The sequence below is a fragment of the Pontibacter lucknowensis genome (assembly GCF_900156415.1).
Classification (GTDB): domain Bacteria; phylum Bacteroidota; class Bacteroidia; order Cytophagales; family Hymenobacteraceae; genus Pontibacter; species Pontibacter lucknowensis.
Map to the genome: position 1 here is coordinate 279559 of NZ_FTNM01000004.1, position 15016 is coordinate 294574.

At 52.6% G+C, this 15016-nt stretch carries 7 protein-coding genes; 2 read left to right on the forward strand and 5 right to left on the reverse strand.

The annotated features are described in order from the left end of the window. Nucleotides 1–81 precede the first annotated feature (81 nt). Both BW972_RS14365 and BW972_RS14370 read right to left on the reverse strand, forming a co-directional pair. On the reverse strand, nucleotides 82–498 hold the full coding sequence (locus BW972_RS14365) for a response regulator (protein ID WP_040574064.1): 417 nt from the start codon (nucleotides 496–498) through the stop codon (nucleotides 82–84). Nucleotides 499–500: 2 nt separating this feature from the next. Further along, entirely contained in the window at nucleotides 501–3848 is a 3348-nt protein-coding gene (locus BW972_RS14370; protein WP_076422631.1) for a PAS domain S-box protein, read from the reverse strand. Nucleotides 3849–4143: 295 nt separating this feature from the next. On the opposite strand from BW972_RS14370, the gene BW972_RS14375 reads away from it, so the two are divergent. After that, a complete protein-coding gene (locus BW972_RS14375) occupies nucleotides 4144–6378 on the forward strand; it encodes a heavy metal translocating P-type ATPase (RefSeq protein ID WP_076422632.1) in 2235 nt (744 codons plus the stop codon). A gap of 35 nt (nucleotides 6379–6413) precedes the next feature. Next, nucleotides 6414–6623, forward strand: coding sequence for a heavy-metal-associated domain-containing protein (locus BW972_RS14380; protein WP_007655716.1), 210 nt, complete (start codon nucleotides 6414–6416; stop codon nucleotides 6621–6623). 73 nt (nucleotides 6624–6696) lie between these two features. Here the strand turns inward: BW972_RS14380 and BW972_RS14385 are convergent, their stop codons facing one another. From BW972_RS14385 to BW972_RS14395, 3 genes are all read right to left on the reverse strand, one after another. Next, nucleotides 6697–7089 carry a transmembrane 220 family protein gene (locus tag BW972_RS14385; RefSeq protein WP_007655715.1) on the reverse strand — a complete coding sequence of 131 codons (393 nt, stop codon included), beginning with the start codon at nucleotides 7087–7089 and terminating at the stop codon, nucleotides 6697–6699. 131 nt (nucleotides 7090–7220) lie between these two features. Next, nucleotides 7221–8237 (reverse strand): PorP/SprF family type IX secretion system membrane protein, encoded by a 1017-nt coding sequence (locus BW972_RS14390; RefSeq protein ID WP_007655713.1) that lies wholly within the window; start codon nucleotides 8235–8237, stop codon nucleotides 7221–7223. Nucleotides 8238–8243: 6 nt separating this feature from the next. Beyond that, the gene (locus tag BW972_RS14395) at nucleotides 8244–14780 is read right to left on the reverse strand and encodes an Ig-like domain-containing protein (protein ID WP_076422633.1); all 6537 of its coding nucleotides are present in this window, start codon (nucleotides 14778–14780) and stop codon (nucleotides 8244–8246) included. Nucleotides 14781–15016: the final 236 nt, after the last annotated feature.

The following is a 15016-nucleotide window of genomic DNA, read 5'->3' on the forward strand; positions in this document are numbered from 1 at the left end:
GTCCTAAATCACCAAAAAGCAAGAGCGCATGCTGCGTCGGTACTGACTTGGCATGCGCTCTTGCTTTTTGAAGCAGGAAAATTACTCTACCCGCATCAAAAATTCTTCTTTGATGAACTCGAGGATCTCAGGAGAAAGGGGCTTCGAGAAAAACTCCTTTACTTCCTTGTGGCTGCGGGCACACTGTATGTCTTTGCGGTCCACAGCTGAGGAAAGCATAAATAAGCTACACTTTTGGGTGGCGTATTCCGGAAGTTTGCGATACTCCTCTATAAAATTCCAGCCGTCCATTCCGGGCATGTTGATATCCAGGAAGATCAGATCAGGGAATTTTTCTCCCGAAGGTTCCACAGAAGATTTCAGAAAATCAAGTGCTTCTTCAGCTCCTTGAAAGCTGAAAACGTCCTCAGCAAAGTTCTCATTTCGGATGATGCTTTCACAGACAAAGTTGTTCACTTCATCATCATCAATCAAAACTACTCTTTTCAATATATTCATTACTACAGGGTGTGTCTAAAATAAATGTTAAAAGTAGTGCCGACATTCACCTGACTATCTACTTCTACTTTGCCGCCAAGCAGCTCAGCCTGGGTTTTAACAAGATGCAATCCCAAACCCCGTCCTTCTCCGTGAGCATGAAATCGCTTGTATAAACCGAAGACTTTTTCTTTTTCCTTACTCAGATCGATCCCAAGACCATTATCTGATACGCTGAGACAAATATAGTTAGGAATAGTGAAAGTTTTAAGCCGCAGATACAAATTTCTGTCAGGGGATCGGTATTTCAAAGCATTTGTGATGAGATTATGCATGATGCTGTGTACATAGCTCCGAACGCCAATCACGTTGGGCGCCTCTTCGAAGTCCCGCTCCAGCCTGATATGCCCTCCCAACAGCTCATTGGGGAGGCTATCATAGATTTCTTCATAAACATCTTCAAACTTAATCTCTTCCCGCACATTGTTGATTTCACTCCGGATCGTGAGTAGGTCGTTGAGGTCCCGAATGGTGGTGTCGAGTAGTTTGGCAGACTTAAACAGGTTGTCAATCACCCGGGGGTTCATAGGTGAGTCGGGCTTGTGTTTGTTGTATATGGTGGTGAGACCGAGAATGTTAGCAATTGGAGCTCTCAGGTTATGTGATACAATGTAAGCGAACTGCTGCAGATTCTGATTTTGCTTCAGCAGTTGGTCAGTCAACTCGTCCCGCTTTTGCTGAGCCTCCTTGTAAGATGTCATGTCAGAAGCAGAGCCGTCGAGACGGTAGACGTGTCCGTTTTCATCATTTCTGGGTGAAATACGCAGCATCAGCCATTTACACTGGTTGTCTTTTGTTATGATGCGTACTTCGTAATGCTGGCGCTCGCCCTTTTTGAGTTCAGGCAGAATATGCTGCTCTATGTAGGCTCTGTCTTCCGGGTGTATTCTGTTGCACCAGAGTTCAGCCTGTGCTGTAAACTCTTCTTCTGTATAACCCGTCAGTTCGAGGCACTGCGGACTCACATAGAGCATCTTTAGGGCAGTGTCAGCAGAGAATATCATTTCCGGTATGTTTTCCAGGGTTGATTGCAGCAGGTTTTTCGCCTTCAGGGCTTCCTGCTCAACCCGTTTGCGGTCAGTGATGTCCTGCACCGAGCCATGGAAACGGACTAGTTTGCCCTGCGCATTATATTTCGGTTCTCCAATTTCAAAGACCGTACGCCTCTGACCATCAGGCCGAACAATGGTGTGCTCCACCGATAGGATCCTGTTATTTTCAGAAGCTTCCTTTATCGCCCCCCATATGAGCTCATGTTCCTCCTCTGGCACAAAATGGATGAAGTTGAATCGGGATGGAATAAAGGACATCTTGTTAACGCCATAAATAGCATACACACTGTCAGACCAGGTCAGCTGGTCACGCTCCACATCGAGCTCCCAGTTGCCCAGCATGGCCAGTTGCTGAGCCCGGGCCAGTTGCTCCTCGTTGCGCCTGATAGTCTCCAGCGCCAGTTTGCGATCTGAGATATTGAGCACACTCAGGGCAACGGCCAGCACACGGTTATCTGGTCCAAGCACTGGACGAAATGCTATTTCATGCCAGAAATCGCCATGGCCATCTTCATACTGGATGATCTCACCTTTCATAGCACGTGCATGCTGTTCCCGAAACTGCCTGCCTTTTTCTTCGCCAACCAAATCCAGGAAGTTCATCCCTGTTTTTAGCTCTTTCATCAGCATGTTGTGCACATCTTTCTTTGCCACCGCATTGCACATCATCACACGCATTGATTTATCGAGCAGGTAGATCGCCTGTGGTGAGCTGTCAAGCAGTGCCCTCAGGTTTGCCTCACTCGCCATCAGTTTTTCCTGCGCTATGACCTGTTCTGTAATATCGATCATGGTGCCGTTCCAGATCACGTGACCAGCTTCTCGCCAGGTAGGCAGGCCGTGGGTCTGCACCCATTTCCATTGGCCGTCCTGCGGCTGCCTGATCCGGAAAATCACCACCAGGGGAGACAGACTGCGATAAGAATCAGTGATGGCACTCAGAACCTGGGGCACATCATCAGGCTCGATGTGCCGGTATAGCGCCGTAATGTTGCCATACACCTCCTCAGGACTTATATGGAAAAGGTCGTGGATGCCGTCACTGACAAATGTAAAGGCGTAATGGGACAGGCTCTTCATCTCCAGCTGAAAAACAGCGCCCGGTATACTGGAGCTGATCTCTCGCAGCTGTTTATCGTTTACCTGCAGTTTTTCGATCATTTCCAGGCGCTCATCCACGTTTATAGCGACAACCAGGCGCGGCATGCTTTCCCCAATGCGCGGCAGCGCATGAGAAATCGCCTCGACCTCAAACTCACTGCCATCGCTGCGTTTATGGCGCACCCTGCTTTGCTGCGACTCCAGCTCGTCTACCTGGTCCAGCCTGAACTTAAGAAGCGGCACGTCATGCTGCGGCCTTACGTCGAATATATTCAGCGCCAGGAACTCCTCTCTGCTGTAACCATACTCACGGAGGGCGGCCTTGTTTACGTCCAGGAACTGCATCGTGAGCCGGTCATACACCCACATGGGGATAGGGTTCATGTCGAAGAGCATCTTATACTTCAGCTGGCTCTCGGACAGCGCTTCCTGCAGCTCCTGACGTTTCTGCATTTCGGCGTTGAGCAATTTGTTATCAGAACGCAGCCGTTGAATGACATTGCGGAGCAGAAGAGCGGCGGCAATGCTTATCAGTATGATAATGGCAAGTACAAGCCGGTGACTTTGTACAAACGACGAGATAGAATGAGATGCCTGCTGGCTGCTTTCGCGGGTAGCCTGGCGTATACTTTCACTTAAATCCTTGAGGTAATTCTGGTGATGCCGGTATTCAGGGGTGATCACCATGCGGTTATAGGCCAGGGCTTCTGCTATGTTGCTACTGCGGCTAAGTTGCAGCAAGTGCTTGACCAGGGTATCGTGCGCAGCCGTCTCATTTTCGAAATTGATAAGAATCTGTTGGCGCTGCTCATCCTGCATCATGGCCTTCAACTGTGTGATGATGTCGGCACTCTGTGCCTGGGCCGCCTGAATGTCCTGTTCGTATTTGTCCTTCTCAGAAGGGCTGTTTGAAGTCAGGTGCAGTAGTACTGCCTGGTGTACGGCATCATCATTGGTCTGCAGGTCGTCGATCAGTTCAAGCTCCTGTAAGGCCAGTACTATATAAGCATCATGGCTGAGCTGAACCTGGCGGGCCTGAAAAAAAGTGTTGGAGATCAGAATGAGCAGGGTGATCAATAAGCCCGCGAATACAAACAGCACAAGATAGGTCGTGCGCGAAGCTGCATGCAGATGCGTGGGCTGGTTTGTTTTCAACATTGGTCAGGTACAGGTGCTTACTAAATTACGGAGCACAAGTATTTGGGTCGCGGATTTTGCACCGATTGTTATCAGTGTTTATCCCCGAACTTAAACAATTGCAACTCTAAAAACAAAAATACAGCCCCCAATAAGTTCCTTTCAATTGGTTTTCAAGTAAATATGATAAAGTTCAGGTATAGGACAGCAGCTCAATCCGTCAAAAATCTATAAACCTTTTAAAAGATAGTGTAACACACAGGGCATGAAAGGGGCGTACCTTTGTATTGATTGGAAGCTAAACCATCGAGATAACATGGAAACAATAGCAAAAACAGCCTATAAAAAAGATACCTTTCCGGTTGAGGGAATGACCTGCGCCTCCTGTGCCTCCAGCATAGAGAGTATGCTGCGTACAGTAGACGGTGTGCAGGAGGCCAACGTGAACTTCGCCGGCAAGACGGTGCAGGTAGCCTATGCGCCGGATCAGGTGAAGCCGGATCAGCTGCGCGATACCCTGGAGGAGATCGGCTTTGAACTGCTGATTGACCAGCATACCGAGGAGGAACTGGAGGAGCGTCAGGAAAAGGCACTAAATATACTCCGAACCAAAACCATTGTAGCAGGCGTGCTGGCATTTCCGGTATTTGTGCTGGGCATGTTCTTCCACAATGCCTTCAGCTGGGGCAACTGGGCCATGCTGGCTTTCACCACCCCGATTCTGCTGTGGGCCGGTCGTCACTTTTTCGTGAATGCCTGGGGGCAGGCGAAGCACCTGCGTGCCAATATGGACACACTCGTGGCGCTGAGCACAGGTATAGCCTTTATATTCAGCTTGTTCAATACCGTGTACCCCGAGTTCTTCCTGAACCGCGGGCTGGAGCCGCATCTGTACTACGAAGCCGTAGCGGTGATCATTGCCTTTATCCTGATGGGTAAGTACCTGGAGGAAGGCGCCAAGAGCCGAAGCTCCGAGGCTATTAAAAAGCTGATGGGCCTGCAACCCAAAACGGTGCGTGTGGTTCGTAATGGCGTGGAAGCCGAAATTCGCATAGAAGAAGTGCGTATAGGCGACCATGTGCTGTTGTTGCCGGGCGACCGGGTGCCGGTGGATGGTGAAGTGCTGTCAGGCGGCTCTTATGTGGACGAGAGCATGCTGAGCGGTGAGCCTTTGCCGGTGCAGAAACAAGTGGGAGACATGCTTTTTGCCGGTACGATCAACCAGAAAGGCAGTCTGCAGCTCATTGCCCGTAAAACCGGTGGAGAGACCATGCTGGCCCATATCATCAAAATGGTGCAGGAGGCGCAGGGAAGTAAGGCGCCGGTGCAGAAGCTGGTGGATAAGATAGCGGGTATTTTCGTGCCGGTCGTACTGCTGATCGCGATACTGACATTTGTTGCCTGGGTGGTGCTGGGCGGTGAGGCTTATTTGTCGCAGGCGCTGGTGTCGATGATCTCGGTACTGGTGATCGCCTGCCCTTGTGCGCTCGGACTGGCAACGCCTACCGCCATTATGGTGGGAGTGGGCAAGGGCGCTGAAAACGGTATCCTGATCAAAGACGCGCAGAGTCTGGAACATGCCTACAAGGCCAATGTCATCCTGCTTGACAAAACCGGCACGATCACCCTGGGCAAACCCGCTGTAACCGATGTGGTATGGGCAAAGGGCGTAGACGGGCAGGAGCGACTGGAGCAGCTTTTCTTTTCGATCGAAGCCAAGTCAGAACACCCGATTGCGCAGGCCATCTATACCTATTACAAAGAGCAGGGGATGCAAGTCTTAGAGCCGGAGTATTTCAATAGCGTGACTGGTATGGGAGTAGAAGCGGCTTTTGGAGGGAGAAAGTTCTTTGCCGGTAACGAGAAGCTGCTGCGCCAGGAAGGTATAAGCATTGAAGGTCAACTGGCAGATGCCGCCCGACAGCTGCAGGAGCATGCAAAAACTGCCGTATACTTCGCAGACGGACAGAAGGCACTAGGTGTGTTTGCGGTGAGCGATCCGATAAAACCCGCCGCTGCCGAGGGTATAGCCCGTATGAAAACGGCCGGTCTGGAGGTATACATGCTCACCGGCGACAATGCCCAGACAGCAGCGGCCGTATCGCGACAGGTGGGTATTACACACTTTGAAGCCGAACTACTACCCGGGGACAAAGCTGATTTTGTGAAGAAACTGCAGGAGCAGGGCAAAGTAGTAGCGATGGTAGGAGACGGTATTAACGATGCGCAGGCCCTTGCCACAGCCGATGTTAGCATTGCAATGGGGCACGGTACCGATGTGGCCATGGACGTGGCCGGCATTACGTTGATGCGCTCTGACCTTGTGCAGGTGGCAGCGGCCGTTAACCTGTCGCGGGCGACGGTACGCACAATCCGGCAGAACCTGTTCTGGGCTTTTATTTACAACGTAATCTGTATACCTGTGGCTGCCGGTCTGTTGTTCCCGTTCACAGGTTTCCTGCTTAATCCAATGCTGGCCGGGGCTGCCATGGCCCTTAGCTCGGTTTCGGTGGTAAGCAACAGCCTGCGCCTGCGTGGCAAGAAATTATAAAAGTATTTTTAATCAGTTTGTAAATTATGTTAAATATGAAGACTTATAAGTTTAAAACGACCATTAACTGCGGAAGCTGTGTGAGAGCCGTAACGCCACACCTCAATAAACTGGAAGGGGTACAGGATTGGAAAGTGGATACTGACAATCCGGACAAAATCCTGGAAGTGAACACCGACAGCCTGGATGCACAGGATATTAAAAGCACTGTCGAAAAGGCAGGATTTAAGGCTGAGCAGGTATAGCCTGTGATTAGCAGAGTACTCTGCCTGCTAAGTCAGGCAGAGCTATTTTATAACAAATGGGCAAGTTGAGGTATCAATTTGCCCATTTTCTTTGTCTATAGACGGGTTTCCTGGGGTGAAGCCGAGCCTTGCTTCTGTTCAGCAAAGCAAAGGTCAGCATAGAGGCACTCGTCAAGGCTAAGCCTAAGAACTCACGCGCTTCTTCAATGTTTTTGATATCTCCTCCACCAATGGCTAGCCCTTCCCATTTTTCAGGCCAGAAGAACACGGCACCTACCGCATAGGCAGCAAAGGCACTCAAAAGCACAGCCTGGCTGATTCTGTTAAGAGAAACCAGGAAACTGAAAATTGCTGCCAGTAGATAAATCGCTATCCAAATGGCAGCATCCGGGTCATTGTATTGCAGCGCAGCAAAGACAATGAAAACAATACCCAGGAGAATCGAGAGGATTTGTTTAAACGCCATAGATGATGGAGATGGTTATCTAGCTATACTAGAATAATTTATAAAAGTTTCGTGTTTTTGTTGTGCTTTTAAAGGCAAACGAGCAGCCTCAGGCTGCTCGTCATAAATTCACAAAACCTAAACTCAAAAACCTACCAGGCCCACTGCGGACAAATGATTTTAGCGGAATTGCGCAGTTTTAGACCTAACACCACTTCATGGCTACCGGAGTTTGTGCTGCCCAGTGGCGATACACTGGCATCGTATGCGTAGCTCAGATCCATCAGGTAGCTGATGTTTATACCTGCCATTACCGTCACCGATTCGTTATGACGATAAGAAGCCGCTGCCCAGATACGATCACTGTACAATGCCTTGAGCGTAGCATCTACTGATACCGGGCTTGGCTGGGCCATCTTTACCATCACCGAAGGTATAAGCGCCAGGTCAGGCGACACATCCAATCGGTAACCACCTGTCAGGAAGTAGTGCTTCTGTAATCGGCCGCTGTTGTCGGTGGCAGTGCCAGTAGTCAGGTGCTCGCGCTTGCTGGGTACGAGCTGTGCACCGGCTATACCTACATAGTAGTTGTAAGAATAGAGCCACAGGCCCATGTTCAAGTCAAATTTCATTTCGTTGATCCGCCCATCGTTGATGGCTCTGTCATTTGGGTTGATCACACGCACAGCGGTAGGGTCCAGGCTGTACTGGATCAGGCCTGGAGCTACACCGGCAGCCACACGCAGGGTGCGTGAAAGCGGCTGGTGGTACGCGTAGCTTACATTAAAACTGCTGCGCTTCAGTGGGCCCGTAGCCGTTGTCATGGCCATGGCACCCAAACCATGGTGCGGCCTGATACGACGGTAGGATGTCGGCTTTTTGGTAGTGGCCTCTTTGGCTGGCGAACTGTTGCGCTGCGCCGCTGTAACAGGGGCAACCTCTTTCATGATCGGCGCATGGAAGGTGGCATAGTAGGACACCGGGGCTCCCTCCAGTCCGGACCATTGTTGCCTGGTGCCGATTTTCACGTCAGCATAGTCCTCTATACCTGCTATGGCCGGGTTGAGCAGGTAGTTGTTGAGGGTGTACTGGCTGTACTGCGGCTTTTGCTGCGCCATGGCCTGTGTCGCCAGCAAAAGCACAAATCCTAGAGCTAAAAGTTTGTTCATAGACGGTTATTTAACAATTGTCACACTTCCTGAAAGCGGTTTTTCCTGGTTGTCAAGCTGAATGAGGTAGTAATAAGTGGCGATTGGCAGTTCTTTGCCGTTCTGGCGTCCGTCCCACGGCAGTTTGTAGCCCTGTGAGCTAAATACCACATTGCCCCACTGGTTGAACACCTGCACCTTACAGTTCGGGTACTGCTCGATGTTGAGGATCTCCCACACATCGTTCACACCGTCATGGTTCGGGGTAAAGGTGTTCGGCACATACACCAGCTGCTGCACCGTAATGGTCACCTCGTCTGTTGACACGCAGCCAGCCTCGTTGGTCACAGTTACGGCATAAGTCGTGGTTTTCTCCGGTTTGGCGTAAGGGTTGGCGATGTTAGGGTTGTTCAGGCCTTCCGCTGGTGACCAGCTGTAGGTCTCACCGCCACTGGCCTGCAGCTGCACCGTTCTGCCCAGCATCAGGGTCTGGTCCATGCCTGCGTTGGCACTTGGGGCAGGCACGGTTACCGTTACCGCACGGCGCTCGCTGGCGCAGGACGAAGCTACTTCCTGTACATAGTAGGTGGTCGTGCTGGTCAGTACGGGTGTGGTGAAGCTGCCGCCGACATGAATCGGATTGCCGCCTTTAGCCTGGTTAAACCACTCCAGTCTGCCGCCCTTGCCGGTGGCTGCCAGCGTAGTTTTGGTGCTGTGACAAATGGTCTGACCACTGGCTACCGGCATGTCCGGCAATGGTGTCACGGTTACTTTTATCACTTCGCTCACCAATCTCTCGCATGACTCGGACGTGACAACCCTTCTGAACCAGGTGGTCTGGGTAAGCACAGCCGACTGGAAGTCTTTGCCATTGTTTGAGCCTGCAGCGGTTGTGTAGCCATTGTCCGGGCCGCTGGTGCTGCTCTCCCAGCTATAGTTATAGTTGCCGCTGCCGCCTGTTGGCAGGGTACCCACCAGCAGAGATGGCGCAGTGCCGTAGCAGATGGTCTGGCTGGTGCTGATGCGGTTGTTGGCCATCGGCGGACGTACGCTGATGAACACAGCCGCACTGGTGTCTGGCGTTGGGCCGGATAATACCACACGACGGAACCAGGTAGACTGGGTAAGCGCAGCTGGGCTGTAATCTTTGCCCGTGCTCTGGCCGGTAGCAGTCATAAAGCCCGTTTTGGCGCCTTTCGTACTGGCCAGCCACAGGTATAGGAAGTCTCCGTCGCCACCTACAGGCACAGAGCCACTGAGTGTAGCCGGTTTGTTGCCCGCACAGATCACCTGGTCACTGTAGATGTTGTTGTTCGTGACGCCTTTGTGCACCTCGATCAGCACCGGATCAGAAGTGGTTTCGCAACCGACTGAGGAAACACGGCGGCGGAACCAGGTGGATTCGTGCAGTGTACCAGGCGTATAGTGACGACCGTTGTTTATACCTGCAGCTGGCTGGTAGCCGCCCTGTTGGCTATGGCTGCTTTCCCACAGGTAGGTATAGGTGCCTGCCCCTGCGCCACCACTCGGGTTAGTGCCCGAAAGTGGGGCCGGTGTCTGGCCACGGAAGATGCTTTGGTTCAGACCAATTGTATTGTTGCTGATGACAGGCGAAACCGTAATCGTCACCACATTCGACACCTGCTGGCACGGGCCAGATTCTACCACACGGCGGAAAGAGGTGGTCGATGTCAGGATGCCTACGGTCAGATCGGCTGATGCGCTGCTGTTCACCTTGCGGAATACCCCGTCAGTGCCTGCGGCTTCCCAGTAGAAGGTATAGCTGCCGGTGCCGCCTGTAGGCTGTGAGCCTGTCAGTTTAGCAGGGGCAGTGCCTGTACAGATCACCTGATCCGCAGAGATGGTGTTGTTTGCAATTACCGCATTCACCAGGATGCGTACCTCTGCTGAGGTGTTGAAGCACTCACCGGCCACTACTTTGCGGCGGAACCACGTGGTTTCCGTCAGCTGACCCGGCTGGTAGTTCATGCCGGTGTTGTTGCCGGCGGCTGGCGCAAACTCAGTGCCTTCCGTGCGGCTTTCCCACAGGTATACCGGCTGCTCGTTACCGCCCGTTGGCCTTGTGCCTTTCAGCTCGCCCGGTGTATCGCCTGCACACACAGCATGGGATTGTGTTGTGATAGTGTTATTGCTGATCACCGGCTGCACCACAATTTCCAGTACCGCACTTACCGACTGCTGGCAAGGAGCCGAGTAGACCACTCTTCTGTACCACATGCGCTCAGTCAGTGGGGCGGGGGCCTGGTAGTTTGGCTGGTTGTTGGTACCAGCTGCGGCGGCAAAGTACTGGCCATCGCGGCTGCTTTCCCACAGGTAGGTATAGCTGCCGTTGCCACCAGTCGGTACTGTGCCTTTTAGCTGCTGCAGTACATCGCCAGCGCAGATGGTGCGCTTCTCCACTGTAATAATGTTGTTGCTGATTGCCGGCAGTACGTCCACTTTCACTGCTGAGCTGGTATGTGCCTCGCACGGGCCTGACAGTACTACTCTTCTGAACCAGGTCGTCTTCTCCAGTGCCTCTGGCTGGAAGGAAGCGCCCGTGGCACCCGCTATCGGGCTGAAGCCTGCTTCAGCACCAGTCACGCTGGCTTCCCACTGGTAGGTATAGTTGCCGTTGCCGCCAGTCGGTGTCGTGCCTGTCAGTGTATTCGGACGCTGGCCGGCGCAGATAGGAGCGCTCGAAGCCGTCAGGCTGTTATTGTCAATCCGCTTGTTAACCGTCACCGTTACAGGGCGACGCTCGCTGCTGCCGCAGCCGTTCACGTTCACGGCCTCCACAAAGAAGGTGGTGGTCTCCTGCAGTACTCCCGTCTCAAAGCTGTAGCCTTCGGACAGGTGGTTTTGTGCAGAAGCGCTGGCATACCAACGGAAAGTGTTGGTGGTGTGGCTGTTCACGGTGAGTGTGGCGGTGCTGCCCTCGCAAACCGTAACAGGAGCCACTGCCGGCGCTGCAGGCAGGCCTACAACGGTCACTTCGACCACATCCGAATTGCTGATACACTCGCCTGACACCACTTCGCGGATGTACCAGGTAGTTTGGGTAAGAGTCGCTGGGCTTGTATAGTGCTGGCCGGTGTTGTTGCCGGGAGCCGGACTGAAGGTCGTGTTCGGACCAGTTGTGTTCTGTAACCACCGATAGGTATAGCTGCCGTTGCCGCCGGTAGGCTGCGCACCTGTGAGGGTGGCTGCGGAAGTACCCTCGCAAATAACTGGCTGACCAGCAATCTGGATGGTGTTCTTCTCAATGGCCGGCTGCACCAGTATTTGAATCTCGTTACTCACGCTCTCGCCGCAAGGGCCACCCGCTACCACACGGCGGTACCACATGGTTTTGTCTTTGATCTGCGGGGTATAGTTCAGACCCGTGTTGGTGCCAAGTGCCGGCTCAAAGCTGCCGTTCTCGCTGCGCATCTCCCAGCGATAGGTTTTCTGGTCGGTGCCACCCTGCGGCATGCTGCCGATGATAACAGATGGTGTGCTGCCGCTGCAGATGGTGCTTTGCTGCACCGACACAAAGTTCATCGTGATCGGTTTCACCACCGTCACTTTCACTGCTGCACTCACATGCACCTGGCAGGTGCCGGAGCTTACTTTGCGGCGGAACCAGGTGGTGGTGTTGAGTGCACCCGGGTTGTATTGCTGCTCACGGTTATTGCCGCTGGCTGCTTTAAAGCTGTTGCTGGCACCAGTCGTGCTGAACTCCCAGGTATAGGTATAGCTGCCCGTACCACCAGTCGGCTCGCTGCCCATCAGGACTGGAGCTTCCGTGTCTTCGCAGATCGGGGCAATGGCGGTAACCGAATTTTGGTCGATGACTGGAGTTACCGTAACAGCAACAGGAGCGGAGGTATGGGAGCAACCAGCCGATAACACCGTTCTTCTGAACCAGGTCGTGCGGTTGAGCGTGCCTGCCTGGTAAGTAGCAGCAGTCGCACCGTTAATGATTTCAAATCCTGTATCAGCGCCTGTCACGCTGGCCTCCCAGCGGTAGGTATAGATGCCGTTGCCGCCGATAGGAGCAGAGCCGGTTAGCAGGGCAGGGGACTGGCCTGCGCAAATTACCGCCACTTCGGTGAGGGTGTTACGGTCGAGTGCTGGCAGAATGGTAACAGTCGCAGCTACTACAGGGCTGTAGCAGCCGTTGGTCACGCCGCGTACATAAAACGTAGTGGTGCCCTCCGGCAGGTTCTGTGCCGTAAAGCTTCTACTTGCCTCCAAAGGCTGCGTAGCTGCTGCATCAGCAAACCACTCATAGGCGCCGGCATTGCCTTCTGCCACCAGTGTCGCGCTGCTGCCAGCGCCACAAAGGGTAACAGGGGCTACCACAGGAACTGGTGTGGCCGGGTATACATCTACTTTAATAGGAGTGCGCACACTGGAACAGCCGCCTTCCACTGTGGTCTGGGCATAAAATGTCGTTGTCTTGTCGAGGGCAGTTGTCTGGTACGTGTTTCCTTCATGCAGCAGGTTACCGCCAGTTGGTTGGTCGTACCACTGCACGCTGCCTTCGGCCTGCAGCACTTGCAGCAGTGCCGGGCTGCCCGGGCAAAGTGTTGCCACCGATTGTATACTCGGCGCAGCTGGCAGATCATTTACAGTTACTGTGATGTTCTCCGCTACCTCACACACACCGGCGCGGTAGGTATAGATCAGGGTGTAGGCGCCAACCGCGGCTGGATTGAACTGTCCGTCAGCCGACACATAGTCGGAGCCACTCCATTTGCCACCTTGGTGCGAGGCCTGCAACTGCATGATGCCGCTGTTAAGGCAGACAAACTCTTTCGGTGCGCTCAGCTCAAGCACAGGTATAGCGTCGATGGTAATTTGCTGTTTGGCTGTTTCTGAGTCGCCGCATTCGTTCGAGGCCGTTACTTTTACTTCGTAAGTACCCGGCTCAGTGAAACGCATGGTTGGGTAGGCTGACCCGGCGTGGGTGTCACCTTCATAAGCCACTTGGCCCGGACCGCTCACCTCCCAACGGTAGGCGCTGATGGTGCCGGACTGGGCATCGTAAACTGGTTGGTGGGCAGCATTGTTTTCTGTGAAGGCGATGGTCTGCGGACCACAGTAGGTTTGTGCCTCCGGTAAGGAGACTAGCGGTTTGTGAATAACGGTGATATTTGTCTCCTGTGTGCTTACAGCAGAGCAAAAGCTACTGGCCAGCAGGGATACGGTATAGGTACCAGACTTGTCGAAGCTGAAAACCGGATTTACAGAGTTGGCATTGGTGCCTTCAGCAAAGCTCCAGCCTTCCTGAGCCGACACGGTCCAGGTATATTTCAGATCTGCACCGGTAGAGTTGTTCTGTGCTCTGAAAATAGAAGGAGCGCACACGCCTCCATCCGGTTTCAGATCAAAAGCTGCTTTTGGAACATCGTTCACCACGATCATCTGCTCCATCACGGTTGGCAAGCAGGTCGAGTTCGGATCAAGCGGATAGGCGGTCAGGCGGACCATGTACTCGCCCAGTTCGTTGAAAACCACATTCGGAGATAGCGTTGTGCCATTGCCTGATGAGAATTTCCAGCCGGTTTCCGGGAAGATCTCCCATTTAACACGGTAGCGATCGTTTCTGGCCGAAGCATCGTAACCGTTTTTGGTCTTATCCTGAAAGCGGACAGGCTCGTTCAAACACACATTGCCAATGGCAAAATCAGCGATAGGCCCCTTGGAAATACGGATACCGGTAAAGGTGGCGATTGATTTGTTACACTGATTGATGGCAGTACCTGTCAGTGTGAAGCCATTCGGCTTGTCCTTGGATGACTCCAGGAACTCGTGACGTAAAATGCGGTCGGCGGGCAGCTCGTTGTGTTTGAACACATAAGGTGCCGTGCCATCGTCGAACTGGAAGGTATAGACGGTGTGCGGTGAGTTGCCTTCCACTCCTGTGATCCTGAAACCATAGGATACAGGAGCACAGTCGATGTTATTGCCATCACTGGTGATGCCCAGGCCTGGATTGCTTCCAATGAAAAGCTTTTCGGTAAAGGTGCCCTCGCAGCCGCTGGCGTCGGTGGCAGTTACGGTAATGGTGTACAGGCCAGGAGCTGTGTAGGTATGGCTGGTTCTCTCAAAGTCAGCGCCAAGGGTACTGCTCTTGCCATCGCCCCAACTGATGGTATAGCCCGTGTTAGATGCAGCCGTGGTAGAGGCATTCTCCACCTCCAGCTTGAATGAGTTCGCGCTGCCGGTGTAGCTGCAATAAGTGAAGTCATAAAGCGGGTCTTTGATTGTGGCATCCGGACGGTCGCTTACCCGGGTAGGGGCAGAGGTGGCTGTGCAGCCCTCCTCGTTGGTGGTGGTAACGGTATAGGTGCCTGCCGTTGTAACGGTAATGCTCTGAGTGGTAGCGCCGTTTGACCATTTGTAACTAGCTGCCTGTGTGGCAGTAAGAGTCGTTTCGCCTTCAGCACATAGTGAGGGAGAGCCCGAAATAGTTATAATAGGAGTGCAACTTTGTGCTACGGTTTTTGTACCAAAACACAGCACATAAAGCAGGGTGAGCACAACAAACGTGAGGCTCTTTTGTACCGGTTGCATAAAGGGTTCAGTATAAGTTTGCTATAGATAAATGCTTTTTTATAAAAATGGCTATGGCCGGAAAATTCAATTCAGCTACGCATTGTGTTTTGAGAGAAAAAGAGAGGTATTGTTAACCCTTCCCTATGTCTGTCAACTAGTTAATGAGGTATCAGAAAAATGAATTCTGAGCTCAATAAATATTTATCACCTTAGGCTGAACATTTTCATGGTCTGTCCGTATTGTGCAAAATGTT

Coding starts and splice junctions, on each gene's coding strand:
- BW972_RS14365 (WP_040574064.1), bottom strand. CDS start 498: ATGAATATATTGAAAAGAGTAGTTTTGATTGATGATGATGAAGTGAAC.
- BW972_RS14370 (WP_076422631.1), bottom strand. CDS start 3,848: ATGTTGAAAACAAACCAGCCCACGCATCTGCATGCAGCTTCGCGCACG.
- BW972_RS14375 (WP_076422632.1), top strand. CDS start 4,144: ATGGAAACAATAGCAAAAACAGCCTATAAAAAAGATACCTTTCCGGTT.
- BW972_RS14380 (WP_007655716.1), top strand. CDS start 6,414: ATGAAGACTTATAAGTTTAAAACGACCATTAACTGCGGAAGCTGTGTG.
- BW972_RS14385 (WP_007655715.1), bottom strand. CDS start 7,089: ATGGCGTTTAAACAAATCCTCTCGATTCTCCTGGGTATTGTTTTCATT.
- BW972_RS14390 (WP_007655713.1), bottom strand. CDS start 8,237: ATGAACAAACTTTTAGCTCTAGGATTTGTGCTTTTGCTGGCGACACAG.
- BW972_RS14395 (WP_076422633.1), bottom strand. CDS start 14,780: ATGCAACCGGTACAAAAGAGCCTCACGTTTGTTGTGCTCACCCTGCTT.